22 protein-coding genes are annotated in these 22,354 nt (G+C 72.3%); 10 read left to right on the top strand and 12 right to left on the bottom strand.

All coding sequences use genetic code 11. The features are described 5' to 3' along the window. Window positions 1–33: 33 nt before the first annotated feature. Both AB0J40_RS24815 and AB0J40_RS24810 read left to right on the top strand, forming a co-directional pair. Window positions 34–258 (top strand): hypothetical protein, encoded by a 225-nt coding sequence (locus AB0J40_RS24815; RefSeq protein ID WP_364456931.1) that lies wholly within the window; start codon window positions 34–36, stop codon window positions 256–258. Further along, the gene (locus tag AB0J40_RS24810; protein ID WP_086682453.1) at window positions 245–544 is read left to right on the top strand and encodes a hypothetical protein; all 300 of its coding nucleotides are present in this window, start codon (window positions 245–247) and stop codon (window positions 542–544) included. Before AB0J40_RS24815 ends, AB0J40_RS24810 begins: the two co-directional genes overlap by 14 nt. Window positions 545–637: 93 nt before the next feature. On the opposite strand, the gene AB0J40_RS24805 is transcribed toward AB0J40_RS24810, so the two are convergent. The 3 genes from AB0J40_RS24805 to AB0J40_RS24795 form a co-directional block, all read right to left on the bottom strand. Then, a complete protein-coding gene (locus AB0J40_RS24805) occupies window positions 638–1,717 on the bottom strand; it encodes a GDSL-type esterase/lipase family protein (RefSeq protein WP_364456929.1) in 1,080 nt (359 codons plus the stop codon). Window positions 1,718–1,766: 49 nt separating this feature from the next. Beyond that, window positions 1,767–2,951, bottom strand: a complete 1,185-nt coding sequence (locus AB0J40_RS24800; RefSeq protein ID WP_364456927.1) for a cytochrome P450 — start codon at window positions 2,949–2,951, stop codon at window positions 1,767–1,769. 168 nt (window positions 2,952–3,119) lie between these two features. After that, on the bottom strand, window positions 3,120–4,022 hold the full coding sequence (locus AB0J40_RS24795) for a LysR family transcriptional regulator (protein WP_364456925.1): 903 nt from the start codon (window positions 4,020–4,022) through the stop codon (window positions 3,120–3,122). Window positions 4,023–4,120: 98 nt separating this feature from the next. On the opposite strand from AB0J40_RS24795, the gene AB0J40_RS24790 reads away from it, so the two are divergent. Then, entirely contained in the window at window positions 4,121–4,960 is an 840-nt protein-coding gene (locus AB0J40_RS24790) for an oxidoreductase (protein ID WP_364456923.1), read from the top strand. Here the strand turns inward: AB0J40_RS24790 and AB0J40_RS24785 are convergent. The 4 genes from AB0J40_RS24785 to AB0J40_RS24770 all read right to left on the bottom strand — a co-directional run bounded on the left by AB0J40_RS24785 (window position 4,957) and on the right by AB0J40_RS24770 (window position 9,331). Further along, window positions 4,957–5,304 (bottom strand): VOC family protein, encoded by a 348-nt coding sequence (locus AB0J40_RS24785; RefSeq protein WP_364456921.1) that lies wholly within the window; start codon window positions 5,302–5,304, stop codon window positions 4,957–4,959. The genes AB0J40_RS24790 and AB0J40_RS24785 overlap by 4 nt on opposite strands. A 94-nt stretch (window positions 5,305–5,398) precedes the next feature. Next, on the bottom strand, window positions 5,399–6,067 hold the full coding sequence (locus AB0J40_RS24780; protein ID WP_364456919.1) for an ATP-binding cassette domain-containing protein: 669 nt from the start codon (window positions 6,065–6,067) through the stop codon (window positions 5,399–5,401). Continuing rightward, window positions 6,064–6,756: an ATP-binding cassette domain-containing protein gene (locus tag AB0J40_RS24775; protein WP_364456917.1), complete on the bottom strand. Its 693-nt coding sequence runs from the start codon at window positions 6,754–6,756 to the stop codon at window positions 6,064–6,066. The genes AB0J40_RS24780 and AB0J40_RS24775 overlap by 4 nt, the downstream gene beginning before the upstream one ends. After that, the gene (locus tag AB0J40_RS24770) at window positions 6,749–9,331 is read right to left on the bottom strand and encodes an ABC transporter permease (protein ID WP_364456916.1); all 2,583 of its coding nucleotides are present in this window, start codon (window positions 9,329–9,331) and stop codon (window positions 6,749–6,751) included. The genes AB0J40_RS24775 and AB0J40_RS24770 overlap by 8 nt, the downstream gene beginning before the upstream one ends. 285 nt (window positions 9,332–9,616) lie before the next feature. Between AB0J40_RS24770 and AB0J40_RS24765 the strand changes: the two genes are divergently transcribed. Beyond that, window positions 9,617–11,332 (top strand): glycosyl hydrolase family 18 protein, encoded by a 1,716-nt coding sequence (locus AB0J40_RS24765; RefSeq protein WP_364456914.1) that lies wholly within the window; start codon window positions 9,617–9,619, stop codon window positions 11,330–11,332. A 102-nt stretch (window positions 11,333–11,434) separates the two neighbouring features. Then, window positions 11,435–11,968: a carboxymuconolactone decarboxylase family protein gene (locus AB0J40_RS24760; RefSeq protein ID WP_364456912.1), complete on the top strand. Its 534-nt coding sequence runs from the start codon at window positions 11,435–11,437 to the stop codon at window positions 11,966–11,968. On the opposite strand, the gene AB0J40_RS24755 is transcribed toward AB0J40_RS24760, so the two are convergent. The 5 genes from AB0J40_RS24755 to AB0J40_RS24735 form a co-directional block, all read right to left on the bottom strand. Beyond that, entirely contained in the window at window positions 11,965–12,918 is a 954-nt protein-coding gene (locus AB0J40_RS24755; RefSeq protein ID WP_364456910.1) for a zinc-binding alcohol dehydrogenase family protein, read from the bottom strand. The genes AB0J40_RS24760 and AB0J40_RS24755 overlap by 4 nt on opposite strands. 5 nt (window positions 12,919–12,923) lie before the next feature. After that, the gene (locus AB0J40_RS24750; RefSeq protein ID WP_364456908.1) at window positions 12,924–13,784 is read right to left on the bottom strand and encodes a dioxygenase; all 861 of its coding nucleotides are present in this window, start codon (window positions 13,782–13,784) and stop codon (window positions 12,924–12,926) included. An 11-nt stretch (window positions 13,785–13,795) separates the two neighbouring features. Further along, window positions 13,796–14,587, bottom strand: coding sequence for a citryl-CoA lyase (locus AB0J40_RS24745; protein WP_364456907.1), 792 nt, complete (start codon window positions 14,585–14,587; stop codon window positions 13,796–13,798). Continuing rightward, on the bottom strand, window positions 14,580–15,740 hold the full coding sequence (locus tag AB0J40_RS24740; RefSeq protein WP_364456905.1) for a CoA transferase: 1,161 nt from the start codon (window positions 15,738–15,740) through the stop codon (window positions 14,580–14,582). Before AB0J40_RS24740 ends, AB0J40_RS24745 begins: the two co-directional genes overlap by 8 nt. 67 nt (window positions 15,741–15,807) lie before the next feature. After that, window positions 15,808–16,617 carry an IclR family transcriptional regulator C-terminal domain-containing protein gene (locus tag AB0J40_RS24735; protein WP_364456903.1) on the bottom strand — a complete coding sequence of 270 codons (810 nt, stop codon included), beginning with the start codon at window positions 16,615–16,617 and terminating at the stop codon, window positions 15,808–15,810. 131 nt (window positions 16,618–16,748) lie between these two features. Between AB0J40_RS24735 and AB0J40_RS24730 the strand changes: the two genes are divergently transcribed. From AB0J40_RS24730 to AB0J40_RS24710, 5 genes are all read left to right on the top strand, one after another. After that, entirely contained in the window at window positions 16,749–18,164 is a 1,416-nt protein-coding gene (locus tag AB0J40_RS24730) for an amidohydrolase family protein (protein ID WP_364456901.1), read from the top strand. Window positions 18,165–18,178: 14 nt separating this feature from the next. Then, window positions 18,179–18,673 carry a hypothetical protein gene (locus AB0J40_RS24725; RefSeq protein ID WP_364456899.1) on the top strand — a complete coding sequence of 165 codons (495 nt, stop codon included), beginning with the start codon at window positions 18,179–18,181 and terminating at the stop codon, window positions 18,671–18,673. Window positions 18,674–18,850: 177 nt separating this feature from the next. Continuing rightward, the gene (locus AB0J40_RS24720; RefSeq protein WP_364456897.1) at window positions 18,851–19,507 is read left to right on the top strand and encodes a DUF4255 domain-containing protein; all 657 of its coding nucleotides are present in this window, start codon (window positions 18,851–18,853) and stop codon (window positions 19,505–19,507) included. Beyond that, window positions 19,504–21,480, top strand: a complete 1,977-nt coding sequence (locus AB0J40_RS24715; protein ID WP_364456895.1) for an ATP-binding protein — start codon at window positions 19,504–19,506, stop codon at window positions 21,478–21,480. The genes AB0J40_RS24720 and AB0J40_RS24715 overlap by 4 nt, the downstream gene beginning before the upstream one ends. Window positions 21,481–21,583: 103 nt before the next feature. Continuing rightward, entirely contained in the window at window positions 21,584–22,324 is a 741-nt protein-coding gene (locus AB0J40_RS24710; protein ID WP_364456894.1) for a DUF4157 domain-containing protein, read from the top strand. Window positions 22,325–22,354: the final 30 nt, after the last annotated feature.

Here is a 22,354-nt window from a genome sequence, read left to right as displayed (position 1 = left end):
TGTCGGAACCGGGGCGCTGGTACGGTAAAAGGTATGGCAACACGTAAGGTGACCCTTTCGCTGGACACCGGCGCGCTGGAATTCGCCGAACGAGCCGCGAAAGCCCACGGAATCTCGGTCTCGTCCTGGCTGTCGAAGGCGGCCAGGCGCGAGGCGGTTCGCACGGGCTACACCCCGCAGAAGCCGGAACCGGCCGTCGCGGAATCGGACGAGGCCGAGCGCAGCGCGGCGGAACGGGATCTGCGTGCGCAGGGGTGAAGTCTGGACGTACCACCCCCCGACCGAACCGGCCCGGCAGCGCACCGTCGTGCTGCTGTCCTCGGACGGGGTGAACGAGTCCGAGCGCCCCTGGCTGCTCGGCACCGAACTCCTCGAACGCGACCCGATGGACATCCTCGGCGTGGCGATCGACGCCCGCTACTGGGTGTCGACGCTCAACCTGACCCGGCTCTACCGGCCGTGGTTCGACGAGCGCCTCGCCGAGATCGACCAGGACGTCCAGGAACGCATCGACATCGCCCTGCGAGCAGCGCTCGATCTTTAAGTGTATAACGCCCTATACCGCGTGCCGGGTTTTGAGAAACCGACGCCGGTCAGCGCCTAGCTCACCTGACAAACAGCAGGGACGGGGAAGGCCTCAGCGGGCCACGACCTCCGGGGCCGGGTGGAGCTTGCCGTCGGCGCCCGCCAGGCAGGAGGCGTTGCCTTCGCGTGCCGCGATGAACTCCGTGATGCAGTTCGCGATCGCCGTGTGGCCCGCCGCGTTGGGGTGGAACGACTCCTGCAGCGCGTGCCCCGCCCGGTCCGCCTGGCCGAGGTCCGCCAGCTGGAGCGTCAGGCGGGTGAACCACTCCGTCGCCGGGTTCGCGCCGCCGCTGCACGCTTCGTGCTTGACGCCGGCCTTGGCGAGGTCGAGGAACCGGGCGCCCGTCTGCTGGGCGGCCGCCTTGAGGCCGGCCGACAGGACGCCGATGCCGGTCTGGGAGATCCAGCGCAGGTCTTCGACCCGGAACGGGCAGCCGTTGAGGCTGCGCAGGTCCTCCGGCAGGTCCGGGCCGATGGGGGCGGCGTAGGACTGCAGGATCAGCTGGTAGTCCGCGGGCACGTACCCGGCGGCGGCCAGCACCTTCTTGACGTCGGAGACGGCGGTGACGACCTTCGGCACCATCGCGTCCACTTTGGACTGCCAGGTCTGCTTGAGCGCTTCGCTGCAGGCCGGGCCGCCGGGGTCGAACCAGGCCTTGAAGCACTCGGTGACCTGGTTGGAGAACTTGGGTTCGTCGTTGGCGCCGACCGCGATCACGACGGCGGCGACGCGGTGGTCCTTGACGAGCGCGGCGAGCTGCTGGGCCTGCGAGGGTTCCGTCCACTGCTTGACGTCGCCGAGCGCGACCTGTTCGGCGGGTGCGCCGGAGCAGCCGAGGTTGACGTGGGCGGTGATGCCGGGGACGGCGATCTTGTCGACGAAGGCGTTGGGGGAGCGGTGGCACCAGTTGCCGCCCTGGCCGTTGGTGGCGGGGGTGTACTGGCCGGCGCCTTCGCCGGAGACGGTGCTGTCGCCCATCGCGACGACGGTGAGGGGGCCGGTGCCGGGTGGGCCCTGGCGGGGCTGGGGGCGCCCCGGTTGGCTTTCGGAGCCGAAGAAGACGAAGAAGCCGGCCAGCAGGGCCACGCACGCGAGGACCAGGGCCCCCCAGTACCACTTGAGACGTCGCATCGTCGTCGATTCTACGGATGGGGTGGTCCGGCCGGCGGTGCGTTGCCGATCACGCTGTGCGGGCGATGGGCCGGCGGGGGACGAGTTCGACCGGGAGTTCGCGGACGCCGAAGATCATCGGTGAGGGGTAGCCGACCTGGACGCCGTCGCGGACGCGGATGTCGGCGAAGCGGTCGAGGAGCTGTTCGAAGACGATGCGGCCTTCGAGGCGGGCGAGCGGGGCGCCGAGGCAGAAGTGGACGCCACCGCCGAAGGCGAGGTGGGTTTCCTTGCGGGGGCGGGGGTCGAACTCGGTGGCGCGGGTGTGGTGGCGGGGGTCGCGGTTGGCGCCGAGGACCCAGGGGGTGACCATCGACTTGGCGGGGATGGTGACGCCGCCGAGGTCGGTGTCGGTGGTGGTGATGCGCAGGAGCCGCATGATCGGCGGGCGGTGGCGGGTGACTTCTTCGAGCAGGCTGGGGATGAGGGTGTGGTCGCGGCGGACCGCGGCGGCAGCGTCGGGGAAGTCGTGCAGGGCGAGGACGGTGTTGCCGAGCATCATGGTGGTGGTGATGTGGCCGGCGGCGAGCAGGAGTGAGGCGAAGTTGAGGACTTCGTGGTCGGCGAGCCGTTCGCCGTCGACTTCGGCGTGGGCGAGGCCGCTGAAGAGGTCGGTTCCGGGGTGGCGGCGGCGTTGGGAGAGCAGGTCGGCGAGGTAGTCCTCCATGACTTCGGTCAGGGAGGTGCCGTCTTCGCGGGGTGCGCCGCCGGCGAGCAGGGTGTCGGCCCAGCCGCGGTAGAGGGTCCGGTCTTCGGGTGGGATGCCGATGAGGTCGCCGATGACGACGACGGGGAGGGCGTAGGCGAGGTCGCGGATGAGGTCGGGGTCGTCGCGGTCGGCCATCGCGGTGATCAGGGTGTCGGTGGCGGTCCTGATCCGTGGTTCGAGGTCGGCGACGACTTTCGGGGTGAACGCTTTGCTGACCAGTTTCCGGAGGCGGTGGTGCACCGGGGGGTCGACGGCGGCCATATTGCCGCGCACGGCTTCGGCGGTGTCGGGCAGCAGGATTCCGGGGTCGGAGGAGAAGGTTTGGTGATCGGTGAATACGCGGCGTACGTCGGCGTGGCGGAATACGTGCCAGACGTCGTCTTCGTCCGCGATGACCGGGGAGTTCTCGCGCATTTCGTCGACCCAGCGGAAGAGCGCGGATCCGCCGTCGTCCAGCGAAGGGGGGTGGACTGGGGGCGGGGTCATCCGGTGGCTCCTTTGCTGAAACCGATTTCGCCGGGGGGAGGCAATTGTGTGTTGGCATCGAACACGCTATGAGCGTTGCCGGTTGGGCGTCAACGAGAAAAGGTGATCATGTTGGTCAACGAAATGGGCTTGCCGATCAACTTTGGGTGACAACGGGACGTTTCGGCGTCAGCCGGCTTCGGTGAGGTCGGTGGTCGCGGCGAGTTCGGCGGCGAGGGCGGTGAGCACCGGGATGGCGGGGTTGTCGTTGCCGGGCAGCCAGACGAGTTCGGTGCGGGCGATGTCGTTCTCGAGGGGGACGAACGCGACGCCGCTGCGGCGCAGGCTGTGGGAGGAGCGGGTCAGCCGGGTGACCCCGACGCCGGCGGCGACGAGGCCGAGCAGGCCTTGCACGGTGGCGGCGCGCTGGACGACCCGCGGGGTGAAGCCGGCGGCGGCGAAGTCGTCGTCGTAGCTGCGGTGCCAGGGTTCCCAGCTGGTGCGCGGGGTGAGCACCCAGGGTTCGGCCGCGAGGTCGGCCAGTTTCAGGGACGGGCGGGTGGCGAGCGGGTGGTCGGCGGGGAGGACGGCACAGACCTCTTCGGTGAGCAGGGTGCGCGTGGCGAGGCCGTCGACCAGCGGCGGGCGGGTGAAGGCGAGGTCGAAGCGGGCGTCGCGGAGGCCGTCGACGAGTTCGGCGATCGAGGCTTCGGCGGTCGTCACCTCGAGGTCGGGGTAGCGTTCGCGGACCGTGCGCAGGATCGGGGGCAGCAGGTAGTTGGCGGTGGTGGTGAGGAACGCGAGGCGGATGCTGCCGATTTCGCCGCGCAGCGCGCGGCCGAGGGTGGCGACGGCTTCGTCGGCGCGGGCGAGGACCGCGCGGGCTTCGGGGAGGAAGAGCTGTCCGACGGCGGTGAGGCGGGTGCCGCGGGCGTCGCGGTCGAACAGGCGGGTGCCGAGGCCGCGTTCGAGGACGGTGATCTGCTGGGACAGTGACTGCTGGGCGATGTGGAGGCCGGCGGCGGCGCGGGTGAAGCTGGTTTCGTCGGCGACGGCGACGAAGTAGCGCAGGTGCCGGAGCTCGGGGGTCACAGGCTCCGACTGTAGCCGTGGCAGGGGATCGGTGTTGGCGGTGCGGTGGTGATCGTCCCCAGGATGGGAGGCAGGAATCCACTGGGAGGAACGCGAAGATGACGAACACCGACGGCCGCGTGTGGCTGATCACCGGCTGCTCGGCCGGGTTCGGCCGGGAGATCGCGCTGGCGGCGCTGGCGGCGGGTGACCGGGTGCTGGCGACGGCGCGGCGGCCGGAGACCCTGGACGGATTGCGGGAGCGGGGCGGTGACCGGGTCCGGACCGCGGCGCTGGACGTGACCGACGCGGGGCAGGTCGAGGCGGCGGTGCGGACGGCGCTGGCGGAGTTCGGCCGGATCGATGTCGTGGTGAACAACGCGGGCAACGGTTCGGTCGGTGCCGTGGAGGAGCTGACGCTGGCGGAGCTGCGGGCGTTGCTGGAGGTGATGTTCTTCGGCGCGGTCGCGGTGACGAAGGCGGTGTTGCCGCACCTGCGGGCGCAGGGCAGCGGGACGGTCGTGCAGATCAGTTCGATGGGCGGGCAGGTGGCGCCGCCGGGGTTTGGGGCCTATTGTGCGGCGAAGTACGCGCTGGAAGGGATTTCCGAGGCGCTCGCCGCGGAGGTGGCGCCGTTCGGGGTGCGGGTGCTGATCGTGGAGCCGGGTGCGTTCCGGACGGAGTTCGGGGGTGGGCGCATGCACCGCTCGCGCACGATCGACGCCTACGCCGTGTCGACGTCGGGGACGCGGGCCGCGGTGGAGAACATGGACGGCACGCAGCCGGGTGATCCGGCGAAGGCGGCCGCGGCGATCGTGCGGGCGTTGGGTGACGAGAACGCGCCGTTGCACCTGGCGCTGGGCGCGGACGCCGTGGAGGCGATCCGGGCCCAGCACCGGGCGTTGGCGGCGGACCTGGCGGCCTGGGAAGAGGTCAGCCGGGCGACCGCGCTGGACTAGGCGTCCTGCAGGAGGCCGAGGACGTTGCCGTCGGTGTCGGTGAAGGTCGCGACCAGGCGGCCGTTGCCGACGTCCTTCGGCTCGTCCTTGACCTTGGCGCCCGCGGCGGTCACTTCGGCGAGTTTCGCGGCGATGTCGTCGACGTGCCAGTAGGTCACGGGGCCGGTCATGCCCTGCTGGGCGCCGTTGGGGACGAGGCCGATGTGCTGGCCTTCGGCGTCGTAGCCGACGTAGTAGGGCGCGTCGGCCTGCGGTTCGGTGCCGAGCAGGGCGGTGTAGACGGCCTTGGCGGCGGCGAGGTCGGTGACGGGGTGCAGGACGGTCTTGATCCCCTGGGTGCTCATCGTGGTGCTCCTGAAGTCGTGGTCTGCGGTACGGCGACAACGCTATGGCCGGGCCGGTGACCAGCGCTTCTCGATTCCTGATCGGTTGGGGTGGTCAGTCGAGCAGGGCGGTGAGCACGCCGTCGAGGAGGCGGACGCGGCGGTCGGCGATGCGGTGGACCTCGTCGTCGTGGGTCGCGACGATCACCGCCGCGCCTTCTTCGGCGCAGCGGCGCAGCAGCCGCAGTACGCGGGGGGTGCTGCCGGCGTCGAGGTGGGCGGTGGGTTCGTCGGTGAGCAGAACGCGGGGGCGGCCGGCGACGGCGCGGGCGAGGGCGACGCGTTGCTGCTGCCCGAAGGAGACTTCCAGGGGGTAGCGGTCGCCGAGGTCGCCGATGCCGAGTTCGTCCAGCAGTTCGGTGACGCGGTCGTGGATCGCCGCGCGGGACGGGCGGGGGACGTCGGAGCGCAGGCGCAGCGGCAGGGCGACGTTTTCGGCGATGGTGAGCTCGGTGGCCAGCCCGAGTGCCTGGGGCAGGACGGCGCAGGTGTGCCACGGCGGGGCGCCGCTGATCGGGACGCCGTCGAGCAGGACGCAGCCGGAGTCGGGGGAGTCGAACCCGCAGAGCAGCGCCAGGAGCGCGCTTTTGCCGGAGCCGGAGCGGCCGGAGACGGTGACGAGCTCGCCGGCGCCGACGCGCAGTTCGAGGCCGCGCAGCACTTCGATGTCGCCGCTGGGGTGGGCGAAGCTGCGGCGCAGGCCGACGGCTTCCACGACGGTCACGGTAGGGGCTCCCGTTCTTCGACGCGTTCGAGCGTGCCCTTGTGGAGCCGGGCGACGCGGGCGCCGAGGTCGATGAGGCGGTCGTCGTGCGAGGCGACCAGGACGGCGAAGTCCTGGTCCACCAGGTACTGCAGGGTGTCGAGGACGAGGTCGGCCGACGCTTCGTCGAGCTGGGAGGTGGGTTCGTCGGCGAGGATGACCGTCGAGCGGGCGGCGAGGACGCACCCGAACGCCAGCCGTTGCTGCTGTCCGCCCGAGAGGGCGGAGATCTTCCAGTCGCCGGTGCCGTGCAGCCCGAGCTGGCCGAGGATGTCGTCGGGGCGGCAGTCGGTGCCGGCGGCTTCGGCCGCGGCGCGCAGGTTGTCGGCCACCGAAAGGTAGCCGAGCAGGTTGTCGGCCGGGTTCTGGAACACCAGGCCGAGGTGGTGGCGGCGCAGGGCGCGCCGTTCGCGGTGCTTGAGCCGGTGGACGTCGGCGCCCTGGAAGGTGAGGGTGCCGCGGGCGGGTTGTTCGAACAGGCCGAGCACGCGCAGCAGGGTGGATTTGCCGGAGCCGGACGGGCCGGCGAAGACGGTCATGCCGCGGGCAGGGACGTCGAAGCTGACGTCGTCGACGCCGGTGACGACGCCGGCGGGGGTGGGGTAGTCGACGCCGATGCCGCGCAGAGTGAAGATCGGTTTGTCAGGCACGGATCAGCTCCGCGGTCCGGGCGGTGCGCACCGAGCGCATCGCGATCCAGCCGGCGAGGCCCACGACCAGGACGCCGACGAGCAGCACGGTGAGGACGAAGGGCAGGGGGTCGGGTAGTTCGGAGCGGGGTGCGAGGAAGGTCGCGGGGTCGAAGCGGGGCACGGACAGGCCGGCGACGGAGACTCCGCAGACCACGCCGACGACGATCGCGAGGCCGCTCAGGGCGCCGAGTTCCATGAGGTGGCTGGCGAGCAGGGCGCGCGGGCGCAGGCCCATCCGCAGGACGAGGGCGCCGGCGAGGGCGTTCTGCCGTCGGCGGACTTCGACGGCGACGAGGAGGGCGAGGATGGCCACGACGCCGAGGACGGCGCCGAGCAGGGCGACGAAGGAGAAGGTCCAGGACACGACGAAGAACGGCAGGCCGTCGAGTGCGGTTTCGCGGCTGATCCGGTTGGGGATGAAGACGCCGGCGGCGCGCAGGGCGGCGGTGGCGTCGGCCAGCGGCGTGGTGGTCAGAACGCTCCACTTGGGGACGCCGTCGAGCTGGTCGTGGTCGAGGGCGGTGCGGGAGACGACGTAGCCGGGGGAGGTGCCGATCATGGGGAACACCGGCAGGTCGGCGACGGTGACGGCGTCGCGCAGGCCGTTCGGCAGCTGCGCGGTCTGTTTGGCGGTGTGGCCGATGCGCAGCACGGGCGTGCCGCGCGGGTCCGGTTGGGCGATCTGGCGCAGGAGGCCGGCGAGGTCGTCGGTGGGGACGTCGGCGGTGGCGGCGCCGCGGGTGAAGGTTTCGGGGTCGACGACGAGCACGACGCTGCCGGTGCCGGTCAGTTCGCCGACCACGGTGCTGGTGCCGGCGAGTGGGGCGGGCATCTTGACGGTGCCCATGCCGATCGGGCTGTCGGTGTCGAGGCGGGCGGTGCTGCCGACGAAGATGGCCGATTTGGTCTCGAGGGCCTGCTCTTGGCCGTTCGCGATGCCGATGCCGGTGGCCAGCGTGCCGATGGCGAGGGTGCCGATGACGAGCACGCCGGTGACCGGGGCGCGGGCGCCGGCGAGGCGGCGGATGGCCAGCTGCAGGGCCGGGCGTGACCAGAAGCGGGCGCGGTGGGAGGCGTGGAGGGCGAGCCAGGCCAGCCGGGCGGTGAGCAGCCCGACGGTCAGGACGACGAACACCGGGTAGGTCAGGGCCAGCGGGTCCACCTGGGGTAATGGATTTCCGAGGCGTGAGCCGGTGCTGTAGTGGGCCAGGCGGGTCCAGCCGAGCCAGGCCAGGCCGGCGGTGGCGAGCTCCCAGGGGAAGTAGCCGAGCAGCCGCATCCGGTTGCCGCCGCGGCGGACGCGGCCCAGTTCGAACTCCCGGTGGGCGCGCACGGCGACGACGAGGGCCAGCAGCACGAGGGACACCACGAGCACGCCGGCGGCGACGAGGCCCGCGTTCAGCTCGGCCTCGGGGTCGGGTGCGCCGGGTGGGCCGTAGACGCCCAGCAGCAGGCGGGCGGCGAGGGCGCCGAGGGTGCCGCCGAGCAGGATCGGCAGGCCGAGTTCGGCGACGGCGAGGCCGCCGAGGGCGCCGGGTCCGCTGCCGCGGGCCGACAGCAGCCGCAGCTGTGCGTGCCGGCGCTGGTACCACTGCAGGGCGACGGTGCCGAGCCCGGCGCAGCCGACCAGGACGCTGATCAGCGCGAGCGGCAGGATCGAGACGAACACGTTGTCCTGGGCCTGGCGGGCGATCTGCACCGAGCGGTCGAAGGTGGGGACGTCGGCGGCGACGAGGCTGCCGAGGCCTTGGGCGGTGAGGTCGGCGCGGACGTCGGCGATGAGGTCCCGGGAGCGCTGCAGCAGGTCTTCGGCCGCGCTGAGGGTGGCGGGCGGCGGTTCGTAGAAGGAGATGTGGAAGTACTGCATCTTCGGCAGGCCGATCGCCGCGACGGCGGTGTCGAAGGTCGTGCGGTCGGTGGCGAAGACGATCGAGTCGATGGGGTCGTTGGCGAGCCGGTCGACGACGGCGCCGGACTGCTGCGAGCACCACCACCGCGGCGGCGGGTCGAGCAGGTCGCGGTAGATGCCGGTGACCGGCGGCAGGGCGATGCCCTGGATGCTGGGTTTCGTGCCGATGCCGATGTGTTCGGCGTCGGCGACGACGTTGCCCAGCCACAGGCCGGGCGCGCGGGTGCCCTGCTGGAGCGTGAGGTTGTCGAGGCCGGCCTGGTCGCGGTAGGCGAGGCGGACCTTGTAGTGCGGGTCGCCGTTGAACTGCGTGCCGGTCAGCACGTTCGTGTACTGGCCGACGACCGGGGTGCCGAAGCCGTGCGCGGGTGCGTGCCGCTGGACCGCGCCGGTCAGGGCCGGGATGTCCGAGACGGGGATGTTGCCCTTGCCGAACACCGGTCCGTAGCTGTCGGGGCAGGTGATCCCGGTCTGGTAGGCGACGGCCGCGCCGCCGGCGGCGGAGGCCTGCAGGACCGCGGCGGTGCCGAGGAAGCAGGCCAGCAGCGCGGTCACGGCCGCCACGATCAGGGTGAGCGGGCTGGAGAGGGCGGCCTTGGGGGCCGCGCGCCACGGCTTGGTCACTCTGTGCTGTCCAATGTTCCCCCATTTCACCCGCATGGACGCGCACGCTACCGGCAGATCGCAGGAGTTGGCACGTTTTTGTATCCGATCGTTGCTCACTGGCGGTCATCGGCCGCGGAATGCGCGGTGTGCAACCGCTGCGGCCATCCGGCCGGTTTAGTGGTCTAGACCTTGACGTACAGATTGGTCTGATCCAATCCTGAAGACGTTCTCGCCGTGTTACGCCGCGGCACGGCTCCACCCGGCTTTGGAGCGCAGATGCGTCGACGCAGATCTTTCTCCCGAATGTCCGTTTTCCTTGCCTTGACGGCGATCTCGGCCGGCTCCCTGGTCACCGCCGCCGGCACCGCCCAAGCCGCCACACCGCTGCCCGCGCACGTCTTCGCGCCCTACTTCGAGGCCTGGACCGGCGAAAGCCCCGCGGCGCTGGCGCAGCAGTCGGGCGCCAAGCACCTCACGATGGCGTTCATCCAGGCCGCCACCAAGGGGTCCTGCACCGTGTACTGGAACGGTGACACCGGGATGCCCATCTCGACCGGCGTCTTCGGCGCCGACATCGCCACGATCCGCTCCCGCGGCGGCGACGTCATCCCCTCCTTCGGCGGCTACACCGCCGACAACACCGGCACCGAGATCGCCGACAGCTGCACCAGTGTGGACTCCATCGCGGCGGCCTACGAGTCGGTGATCACCACCTACGACGTCCCGCGCCTCGACATGGACATCGAGGACAACTCGCTGACCAACTCCGCCGGGATCGACCGCCGCAACAAGGCCATCAGGAAGGTCCAGGACTGGGCCGCGGCGTCCGGGCGGTCGCTGCAGATCTCCTACACCCTCCCCACCACCACCCGCGGCCTCGCCGACAGCGGCCTGGCGGTGCTGCGCAACGCCGTGTCCAACGGCACCCGCGTCGACGTGGTGAACATGATGACCTTCGACTACTACGACAACGCCGCCCACGAGATGGCCACCGACACCCAGACCTCGGCCACCGGCCTGGTGAGCCAGCTCGGCGGGCTGTACCCGGGCAAGACGCAGGCGCAGCTGTGGGGGATGGTCGGCATCACCGAGATGATCGGCGTCGACGACTTCGGCCCGGCCGAGACGTTCACCACCGCCGACGCCGCCACCGTCTACAACTGGGCGGTCGCCAAGGGCATCAACGAGCTGTCGTTCTGGGCGCTGCAGCGCGACAACGGCGGCTGCCCCGGCGGCGCGGCCGCGGACAACTGCTCCGGCATCGCCCAGGACACGTGGTTCTTCAGCCACGCCTTCGAGCCGTTCACCGGCGGCACCACCGTGCCGGGCAACGACTTCTCCCTCACCGCGAACCCGGCCTCGGCGTCGGTCGACCCGGGCGGCTCGGCCACCGCGACCGTCGGCACCGCCGTCACCTCCGGCTCGGCCCAGCAGGTGACGCTCTCGGTCACCGGCGCGCCCGCCGGCGTCACGGCGTCGGTCAGCCCGGGCTCGGTCACCGCGGGCGGCAGCGCGACGCTGTCGGTGAGCACCACCTCCGCGGCGGTACCCGGGGCCTACCCGCTGACCGTCACCGGCACCTCGCCGTCGGCGAGCCACAGCACCACGTTCACCCTCACCGTCAAGGGCACCCCGCCCGCGGGCGGAGTCGTCAACGGCGGGTTCGAGACCGGCGCGCTGAGCCCGTGGAGCGCCGCGGGTGACGCGATCGTGGCGTCCCCGGCCCACACGGGCACCCACGCGCTGCAGGTGGTGCCCACGGCTTCGGCCACCGGCGAGGCGGCGCAGAACGTGACCCTGGCCCCGAACCACGCCTACACGCTCAAGGCGTGGGTGCAGGGCAGCTACGCCTACGTCGGCGTCCGCGGCGGGGCGACCGCGTCGACGTGGACCTCCAGCAGCGGCTGGACCCAGCTGTCGGTGCCGTTCACCACCGGCGCGTCCGGCGCGGTGACGGTGTACGTCCACGGCTGGTACGGCCAAAGTGCCCTCTACGCCGACGACTTCACCCTCGGCTGATCCTTCCGGCGGCGGCCCGGTTCAGCAAAGTGGAGGTTGGCCGGGCCGCCCTCGGCCGAAAGACTCACGGGGAGATCGTTCGCCCCCGCGAGGAGGACCCCGATGCCGCACATCCCGCTCGACCCGCAGCTGCCGGGGATCTCGGCGCTCTTCGCCTACCGGCCGGAGACCGCGGTGCCGCTGGGTGCGCTGGGCGAGGTCCTGCTGCGCGGCCCCAGCACCCTCACCGTCGGGGAGCGCGAGCTGATCGCGACGGTCGTGTCCCAGGGCAACGAGTGCCGGTTCTGCACCGGCAGCCACGGCGCGGTCGCGGCCCAGACCATCGACGGCGGCCGGGCCGTCGTGGACGCCACCTGCGCCGGGATCGACGACGCCCCGGTGTCGGCCAAGCTCAAGGCCCTGCTGCGGATCGCGCTCGCCGTGCGCGAGACGGGCCGCGCGGTCACCGAAGACCTGGTCGCCGCCGCCCGCGCGGAAGGCGCGACCGACGTCGAGCTGCACGACACGGTCCTGATCGCGGCGGCGTTCTGCATGTTCAACCGGTACGTCGACGGCCTGGCCACGGTCGCGCCGGAGGACCCGGCGGTCTTCGAGCTGATCGGCAAGCGGCTGGTCGCCAACGGCTACGCCCGCTAGGGCACGAGCACGATCCGGCCCGGGCGCGTCCACGCGGTGCCGGCTTCGGCCAGCGGGACGCGCTCGTGGTCGACGGTGAGGTCACCGGCGATCGCGTGCCCCACGACCGTCAGCAGCGCTTCGCGGCGCCGGCCGGCGTCGAGCTCGTTGTTGGTGTAGCCGTGGATGTGCAGCGACCGGCTGCGCAGCACCGCCGAGGACACCGCGAATTCATCGCCGGCCGCGCTGCCGAGGTTCACCAGCCGCCCGCCCGGGCGCAGGACGCGCAGCGCGGCCGCGGCCGGGAGGCCGCCCACCGGATCGAGCACGAGGTCGACCGGGACGTCGCCCAGCTGCCGCGCGAAGGAATCGACGTCATCGCCGGCCGGCGGCCGCACGACGGTGTCCGCGCCGAGCCGCCGGGCCCGCTCCAGCGCGGCGTCCGACCGCGCGCACGCGACGACGTGCCCGGCTCCGGCCAGCCGCGCCAGCTGCACGGCCGACTGGCCGACGACCCCGCCGGCGCCGAGCACCAGCACGGTCTCGCCGGGGACGAGGTTTCCCTTCCACGTCAAGCACATCCACGCCGCGACCGCCGACAGCCCGAGCGCCGCGACCAGCGCGTGGTCCGCCCCGGCCGGCAGGACCACCAGGTCGGCGGGCGCGACGACGGCGTGCTCGGCCATGCTGCCGTCGCCGGGCCGCATGCCCGCGGTCGTGGCGAACCAGACCGGCGTCCCGGCCGGCTCGGTCGGCGTCGGCCGGGTGAGCACGCCGACCCCCTGCACGCCGGGCACGTACGGCAGTTCCGGCAGCCCGAAGTAGGACGTGCCGGACGCGCACAGCAGGTCCAGCGGGCTGACCGGCGCGGCGGTGACGCTCACCGCGACCTCGCCCGGCCCGGGTTCGGGCGCCGGCCGGTCGGTCACCACCGGGGGAGCGCCCGCCGCCCGGATCTCCGCCGCGCGCACGGGGGTCAGACGGGCTGCAGGACGAAGTCGTACCGGGCCTCGAGCCACGGCTCGGCCGATTCGCCGCCGTCCGGGGTCGGGCCCGGGTCGCGGGGTTCGAAGGCCACGACCAGTTCCTGCTTGGTGCCGAACACGACGTCGCTGTCGAGGTACTCGGCGCCCTCCTGGAACAGGTGCGTGATCAGCGGCTCGTAGCCGGCGGCGTTGATCAGGAAGTGCACGTGGGCGGGCCGGAAGTGGCTGATGTCGGTGCCGCCGATGAGCGCCCCGACCGGGCCGTCCATCGGGATCGAATAGCCCTTCGGCGCGATCGTGCGAAGGCAGTAGGACCCGTCCGGGCGGGTGGCGTACTTGGCACGCAGCCGGGCCTCGTCGATGCCGGGGATCTGCGACTCGTAGGCGCCGTCTTCGTCGGCCTGCCAGACGTCGAGGATCGCGCCGCCGACCGGGGCGCCGTCGAGGCCGCGGACGGTTCCGGTGAGGTAGAGCGGCGTGCCGGGCAGGCCGTCGGACATGTCGCCGCCGAAGTCCTTCTCCGGCGAGCCCTCGATGTGGAACGGGCCGAGCACGGTGGCCGGGGTCGCCTGGGGATCGAAGGCGTGGTTCATCTGCACCACCAGCATGCTCAGGCCGAGCACGTCGGAGGCGAGGATGAACTCTTCGCGCTTGTCGTCGCTGATCTGCCCGGTCTCGGTCAGCCACCGCATCGCGGCCATCCACTCCGGTTCGGTCAGCCGGACCTCGCGGGCGAAGGCGTGCAGGTGCCGGACGAGGGCGGCCATGACCTGCGCCGTGCGCGGGTCGTGCGCGCTCGACCACCGCTGCGCGGCGAGCTCGGTGATGTTGTCCTCGGTGACGAGCTGCATCGGCGTTCCTCTCAGCGTTGCGGGTCCGGCGGGACCGGCCGGTTGTTCAGGTCGACCGACAGGAAGACGTCGTTGGCGACCGGGTGGCGCAGCTCCTCGGCCAGCTGCCCGACCAGCCCGGCCGTGCGGGCCAGCAGCGCGAACCCGCGCAGCAGCTCCAGCGGCAGGCCGAGGTCGGCGAGCGCGGCGCCGCAGACGCCGGCGCCGTTGAGCGGCAACGTCTTCCCGAGCACCTGGGGGTGGACGCGCCCGATGGCGGCGAACAGCTCCAGGTGCGGGCCGCGCAGGCCTTCCTCGTCGGCGATCCGGAACAGCCGGCGGGTGCGGGGGTCGCCGTCCTTGTGGACGTGGTGCCCGAGCCCGGGGACGAACTTCTTCTCCGCGCGGGCCTTTTCGACGGTCTTCAGGGCGAGGGCGTCCCAGCCAGCCTCGTCCGCGGGTGTCCCGGCGGTGGCGAGGACGTCGTGCAGGAACCGGCCGCAGTCCTCGGTGACGCCGAGGAAGCGCGACCCGCCGCCGAGCAGCCCGGCGGCGAGCGCGCCCTGCACGGAGTCCGGCGCGGACAGGTACGTGAGGCGCGTGACGATCGCCGTCGGGGTGAAGCCGTGGTCGGCCAGCGCCGCCAGCACCGCTTCGAAGACCCGGGTTTCCCCGGTGGACGGACGCCGCTGCGTCGCCAGCCAGAACGCCAGCTCGCCGAACCCGACCTTGCCCATGACGTCCTCGGCGAGGTCCTGGCCGAGCAGGGTGATCTTGTCCTTCGTGGACGATCCCAGCGCGGTTTCGTAGACGCGGTCAGTCATGCGGGGTCTCCGTCAGCCAGGCGCGCAGTTCGGCGCCGTGTTCGTCGAGCTCCGGCGGCGGCAGCCGGTAGGCGGCCGGGGTGGCGGAGAACCGGATCGGGTGCCGGGTCGTCGGCACGGCGCGCGCGCCCTCGCCGACTTCGACGACCGGGTCGAGCCCGAAGCGTTCGGCCATCGCGAACCCGCCGTCGATGGTGTTGATCGGTCCACACGGGACACCGACCTTCGTCAGCGCGTCGAACCACTCCACCGCGCTTTTCTTCGCCAGCCGCTCGACCAGGATCGGCCTCAGCTCTTCGCGGTTCTTCGTCCGGTCGGCGTTGCGGGCGAACCGCGGGTCGTCCGGGACGTCCGGCAGGTCCAGCACTTCGCACAGCCGGCGGAACTGCCCGTCGTTGGCCGCGGCGACGATCAGGTCGGCATCCGCGGTCGGCAGCGGCTCGTAGGGGAAGACGCTCGGGTGGGCGTTGCCCATCCGGTAGGGGACCACGCCGCCGGCGGCGTAGGCCGAGCTGTGGTTGACCAGCCCGGTCAGCGCCGAGGACAGCAGGTTGACCTCGACGTGCTGGCCCTCGCCGGTCGCGTCGCGGTGGCGCAGCGCGGCGAGGATGCCGATCACCGCGTGGTTGCCCGCCATCACGTCGAACACCGAGATCCCGGCCCGGTACGGCGGGCCGTCCGGGTCGCCGGTCAGGCTCATCAGGCCCGAGATCGCCTGCACCATCAGGTCGTAGCCGGGGACGTGCCGGCCCTCGCCCGAGCCGAAGCCGCTGATGGAGGCGTAGACGACACCGGGGTTCGCGGCCCGGACGTCGTCGAAGGCCAGGCCGTACTTGGCCAGGCCGCCGGGCTTGAAGTTCTCGATCACCACGTCCGCCCGCGCCGCCAGCTCCCGGGCGACGGCCGCGTCGGCCTCGTCACGCAGGTCGAGCGCGATCGACCGCTTCCCGCGGTTCACGCCGAGGTAGTAGGTCGAGACGTCGCCGCGCACCGGCGGCATCCACGTACGCGTCTCATCGCCCTGCGGGCCCTCGACCTTGACGACTTCGGCGCCCAGGTCCGCCAGCAGCATCGTGGCGTAGGGGCCGGCGAGCACCCGGGAGAAGTCCGCGACCAGCAGCCCGGTCAGCGGGCCGGTAGCGCTGGTGTCCACCCGGTTCCTCACTTCCTGTCCGTCCAACGGACGTGTGTCCGCAGTTTGCCGCTGCGCGCGGCCACGGTCAAGACACCGCCGGCACGGTCACGTGCGGGACGTCGTCGAGCCGGGCGAAGTCGGCGCTGATCTCCCCGGCGGTCTGCAGCAGCAGCGGCAGGTGGTGCTCCAGCAGCCGCTCCACCGGCGTCTCGGCGGCGTGGCAGTTGACGTTGACCCCGGCGATCACCCGCCCGGAGCCGTCCCGCAGCGGCGCGGCCACCGACCGGATGCCGAGGGCGAGCTGCTCGTCGGTGAGGGCCCAGCCGCGGGCGCGGACCTCGCGCAGCTCGGCGTCGCGCTCGGCGCGGCCGGGCTGCCAGCGCGGGACCAGCCCGGAGCGGGTCGGCTGGGCCAGCACCGCCTCCAGCTCCTCCGGGCTCAGTGCGGCGAGCTGGACCTTGCCCAGCGACGTCGGCAGGGCGGGGAAGCGGGTGCCGATCTGGACGGCCAGCGCGACGATCTTCGGCACCGCGACCCGGGCGACGTAGACGATGTCGGAGCCGTCGAGCTGGGCGATCGAGCACGACTCGTTCGTGCGCTCGACCAGGCGTTCCAGGTGCGGGCGGGCGACGTCCCACAGGCCCATCGACCGCACGTAGGCGACGCCGAGGTCGAGCACGCGCGGCGTCAGCGCGTAGCCGCGCCCGCCCGCGCGGACGTACCCGAGCTCCTCCAGGGTGAGCAGGATACGGCGCGCGGTCGGGCGGGCCAGCCCGGCGGCGCCGGCCACCTCGGCCAGCGTCATCTCCGGCCGGTGCGGCCCGAACGCCGTGATCACCTCGAGCCCGCGCGCCAGCGCTTCGATGAAGTCGGGACCCGTTCCCTCGCGTGGCATGCACGACCTCCCTCTCCCAGTCCTGCCCGCAGCGTAGCGGCGGGGATTGACACCGGCCCGGCACTGGGCAAAGGTGACGTCACCCCTTCAGTGTCCGCAGAGCGGACGAGTGTACGCAACCGGAGGCAGCCATGTCTGGATCGATCGTCCTGCGGGGTGGCACGGTGCTGACCCTCGACGACGCCCACCGCGTCCTGCCCGCGGCCGACGTCCTGGTCACCGGCGACGAGATCGCCGCGATCGGTCCTGCCCTGGAAGTCCCCGCGGGCACCGAGGAGATCGACGCGACCGGCGGGATCGTCCTGCCGGGCATGATCGACACCCACCGCCACCTGTGGCAGACCGCCATGCGCGGTTACGGCGCCGACTGGACGCTGACCCAGTACTTCGTCTGGTACTACCTCGAATGGGGCAAGGTGTTCCGCCCCGAGGACATCTACGCGGGCAACCTGCTCGGCGCGTGGGAAGCGCTCGAAGCCGGCGTCACGACCACCGTCGACTGGTCCCACGGCCTGCGGACGACCGACCACGCCGACGCCGCGGCCGACGCGCTCGAAGCCGTCCCCGGCCGGTTCGTGCTGGCCTACGGCAACATCCAGGACGCCCCGGCGAACTGGACGGCCACGCCCGAATTCCGCGATTTCGTCTCCCGCCGCACCGGCGGCGACCTGGGCTTCCAGCTCGCCTTCGACGTCACCGGCGACCCGGCGTTCCCGGAGAAGCCGGCGTTCGAGGTGGCCCGCGAGCTGGGCGTGCCGGTGACCACGCACGCCGGCGTGTGGGGCGCGACCGGCGACGACGGCATCCGCCTGATGCACGACCACGGCTTCATGACCCCGGACACCATCTACGTCCACAGCGCGTCGTTGTCGCCCGACAGCTACCACCGGATCGCGGCCACCGGCGGGTCGGCGTCAGTGTCGACCGAAAGCGAGCAGAGCGCGGGCCAGGGCTACCCGTCCACCTGGGCGCTGCGCCAGTACGGGATCCCGGTGTCGCTGTCGATGGACACCTCGGTCTGGTGGAGCGGCGACCTGTTCACGGCGATGCGCACCACGCTGGGCGCCGACCGCTCCCGCGAGCACCTGGAAGCGCACGCCAAGGGCGAAACGGTGACGCACGCGGCCCTGCGCGCGGAGCAGGTCGTGGAGTGGGCCACCCGCGGCGGCGCGGCCGCGCTCGGGCGCACGGACATCGGCTCTCTCGAGGTCGGCAAGAAGGCCGACGTGGTGCTGCTGAAGAACGACCACTCACCGGTGTCGTTCCCGCTGCTGAACCCCTACGGCCACGTGGTGTTCCAGGCCCAGCGCGGCGACGTCCACACGGTGCTGGTGAACGGCCGCGCCGTCAAACGCGACGGCCGGCTGGTCGGCGTCGACCTCCCCGCGGTCCGGCGGCGGGTCGAGGAGACGGTCGGATACCTGCGCGGGCAGCTGGGGGAGGAGGCGTGGGCGAAGGGGATGAACCCGGACGTGCCCGAGACGAAGATCTTGGACAACCCGTACACCTACACCGACTACCAGAGCGACACCACCCACGGCGGCTGAACTACCGTGGGGCCGTGGTCCAGGTCTTCGTCCAGCCCGCGTACGGCACCGCCGACGCCCGCCGCTACGGCGCCGAGTCGCTCGAGAAGACGGTGGCCTTCCAGGACTACGCGTCGCTGCTCGATCCCGTGGATCTGGCCCGCCTGAAGGCAGTGCACCCGAACGGCCGGGCGCGCTTCTGGGGCGCGAAGGACAAGTACGACCGCCGGATGGACACGGTGACCACCGGCGACGTGGTGCTGTTCACCGGCCGCAAGCACGTCCAGGCCACCGCCGAAGTCGGCCACGGCTTCCGCAACCCCGGCTTCGCGCGTCGCCTGTGGAAGCCGGACCCGGGGAAGTGCTTGTTCAGCAACGTCTACAGCCTCCGGCGCTACCGGCGGGTGGAGATGCCGTACGAGGAGATCTGGGCGCTGCCGGGGTTCAACGCCGGCGACAACTTCATGGGCCTGCGGTTCCTCGACGAGGCAAAGTCCGCCGCGGTTCTGGAGCTGCTTCACTCCGCCTGAGCGACGCCGGACCGCGAAGATCGCCTCGATGATGGCCCCGTGGGTCGGTGGATCACCAACGGGTGAGCCTGCCCGTACGGGCAGCCCGGCGTACCCGAAGGTCTGCCGCTGCGCGGGTGGCCGCCCGCCCGCCCGGCGCTCATCGTGGAAGAACCGCCAGCCCGAGGAGGTCCGCCGGTGATCCACGAGGTCGACGAGGCGCTGCGGCGGCTGGTGAAGGACGAAGCGCTGCGCGGCAGCGAGGTCGACATCGCCTTCGAGGCACCCACCAAGGACTGGGCGGCCCGGCGCAACGCCCCCACCGTCAACATCTACCTCTACGACGTGCGCGAGGACATGCGCCGCCGGTCGCGCGGGCTGCTCAGCGAGTACGACCAGCGCGGCCAGATCGCCGCGCGGCACCTGCCGCCCAAGCACGTCAAGCTGTCCTACCTGGTCACCGCCTGGACCCAGCGCCCGGAAGACGAACACCGCGTGCTGTCGGACCTGCTGCTCGGCCTGCTGCGCCACGAAGCCGTGCCGCCCGAGGTGCTGTCCGGCTCGCTGGCCGAGATGGGGCTGCCGGTGCCGATGACCGTCGCGCTGCCGCCGCCGGAGGACCGCGCCTTCGCCGACGTCTGGACCGCGCTCGGCGGCGAACTCAAGCCGTCACTGGACGTCGTCGTCTCGGCGCCGATCCACAGTGGACGCGTCTACCCCGCCGGACCGCCGGCGAAGGAAGGCCTCAAGCTCGACGCCGGCGGCGACCTCGTCGGGCACCACGTGTCCGAAGCCGGCGCGGTCGACGGGCAGCGCCGCGTCGCCATGGCGCGCGACCACCGGAAGTCCCGGTGAGCCAGGGATACCTGTTCGAGCGGGTCGCCCGGCTCGAACAGCGCATCCGCGACGCGGTCGACAGCCGGCGCGCGGCCGACCCGAACCCCGACGACCCGTTCCGCGGCCTGTACCTCTCGCACGAGGCCATCGACGCGCTGCTGGAAAGCCACCGCGAGCCCTTTACGCCGTTCGCCGACTCCGTGCCGGACGGCAGGCTGCGCCCGCTCGCCGACCGCGCGGGCCTCACCGGCGTCGACGTCGAACTGCTGCTGGTCGCGGTGGCCCCCGACCTGGACAGCCGGTTCGAGCAGTTCTACGGCTACCTCAACGACGACGTCACCCGCCGCCGCGCGACCGCCGGGCTGGCGCTGCGCCTGTGCGGGATCCCCGAGGCCTCGGCCGCCGGCCGCGCCCGGCTCGACGCCGACTCCCCGCTGCTCACCTGCGGCCTGCTCACCGTGGGCGACGACGACCGGCCGTTCCTCTCGCGCACGCTGCGCGTCCCCGACCGGGTGGTCAACCACCTGCTCGGCGACGACCGGGTCGCGCCCGAGCTCGCCGGCTGCGCGCGCCTGGGCACCGAGCTCGTCGAAGTGCCGGGCCGCGACCGGCTCGCCCGCGCGATCCGCGACCGCGTCGGGCTGGTCTACCTCAAGGAACACCCCGGTGGTGGCGCGGAAGAGCTCGGCGTCGGCGCGCTGGCCGAGGCCGGGTTCCCGGCGCTGGTGGTGGACGCGGCGCGCTGGCAGGCCGAGCCCGAGCTGACCGCGTCGCTGCGGCGGGAAGCGTTGCTGCGCGGCGCCGGGATCGTGCTCGGCCCGGTGGAGGACCCGCGGCTGGCCGACCTCGCCCACCCGGCGATCCCGCTGGTCGTGCACGGCACCGGCGCCTGGGACCCGCGGTGGAGCGCGACCGCGCCGTTGCAGCTCGACGCGTTGCCCCTGCCCGCCGCCCGGCGCGCGGAACTCTGGCGCGGCAGCATCGAGGGCAAGCTCGCCCCGGACGTCGACCCCGGGGAAGCCACCGCGCACTTCGTGCTGGGGCCGGGGCAGATCGCCCGCGCGGCGAAAGCCGCGTCGGTGACCGCGCTGGCCGACGGCGGGCTGGTCCGGACCGCGCACCTGCGCGCGGGCGCGCGCAGCCAGAACGCCGCCGGCCTGCAGCGGCTCGCGCGCCGGATCGAACCGGCGGTCGGCTGGTCGGACCTGGTGCTGCCGGCGGGTGTGCTGTCGCTGCTGGACGAGCTGGCCGCGCGGGCGCGCTACCGCGACCAGGTGCTCGACGAGTGGCGGATGCGCCCCGGCGGCGGACGCGGACGGGGCGTGACGGGCCTGTTCGCCGGCGACTCGGGGACCGGCAAGACGATGTCCGCGGAGGTCGTGGCCGCGTCGCTCGGCCTGGATCTGTACACGGTGAACCTGGCGACGGTGGTGGACAAGTACGTCGGCGAGACGGAGAAGAACCTGGAGCGGATCTTCACCGAGGCGTCCGGGGTCAACGCCGTGCTGCTGTTCGACGAGGCCGACGCGATCTTCGGCAAGCGCTCGGAGGTCCGCGACGCGCACGACCGGTACGCCAACATCGAAAGCGCCTACCTGCTGCAGCGGATGGAGACGTTCGACGGCATCGCCGTGCTGGCGACGAACCTGCGGGCCAACCTCGACGAGGCGTTCACCCGGCGGCTCGACGTGATCGTGGACTTCCCGCTGCCGGACGTCGAGCTGCGCCACCGGCTGTGGGACCGCTGCCTGGGTACCCGGCTGCCGCGCGCGTCGGATCTGGATCTCGGGTTCCTGGCGGGGGCGTTCGAGCTGGCGGGCGGGCACATCCGGTCGGCGGCGGTGACGGGCGCGTACCTGGCGGCGGAGGCGGGGCGGCCGGTGGCGATGAGCGACCTGGTCGGCGCGGTCGCGCGGGAGTACCGCAAGCTGGGCCGGCTGTGCCTGGACCGGGAGTTCGGGCCGTACCTGGCGCTGGTGACGGACGGCTGAGCTGCCCGTTCGGGCAGGTTTCCCTGCCCCCGCGGCCGCGCACGCCAATCTGGTGCGGCGCTCGTCGTCGCGGCAAGCTGGACGGGCGTCGGAGGGAGCGGACATGCGCGGGCACAGCCACGAGAACGAGGTCGAACCGAGCCTGCGTCCCCAAGGCGACCGGGCACCCCGGGAGTCCGGCATCCTCGGCCGCGCGGCGGCGGCGGGCCGGACGGACGTGCTGGGGGCGGAAGGCATGCTGGGCCTGCAGCGAGCGGTGGGCAACGCGGGAGTGGGCGCACTGGTGGAGGAGGAGCGCTCCCCGGTCCACGACGTCGTGTCGTCGGGCGGCGGTTCCCCACTGGACGCTTCAACGCGCGCGGACATGGAATCCCGCTTCGGCGCGGACTTCTCGGACGTCCGGGTCCACACCGATGGGGCGGCGCACGAGTCGGCCAAGTCGGTGAATGCGCAGGCTTACACGGTGGGGTCGAACATCGTGTTCCAGCGCGACAAGTACGACCCTTCGTCGGCTGGGGCTCAGCACATGCTGGCGCATGAGTTGACTCATGTGGTGCAGCAGCGGAGTGGGCCCGTGGAGGGGACCGACGCCGGGGGCGGGGTGAAGGTTTCGGATCCTTCGGACCGCTTCGAGCGCGAGGCGGTGGCGAATGCCGATCGGCTGATGTCGGCGCCTGCTCCTGCGCCTGCGGTGCAGCGTTGTGAGGACGGCGGGCACGCCGCTTCGGATGAGGCAGCGGCTGTGCAGCGCGAGGAAGCTCCTGAGGCCGAAGAAGGCGAAGAGGAGAAGATGGCGCAGACGTACGTGCAGCGTGAGGAAGAGGCCGAAGAAGAATCTTCTTGATCGCCGAGCCTCCGCCGGCGGTGGCTGACC

Origin of the sequence: Amycolatopsis sp. NPDC049691 (assembly GCF_040675005.1) — a bacterium.
Taxonomy (GTDB): domain Bacteria; phylum Actinomycetota; class Actinomycetes; order Mycobacteriales; family Pseudonocardiaceae; genus Amycolatopsis.
This window is presented reverse-complemented; position numbering and strand designations above follow the sequence as displayed.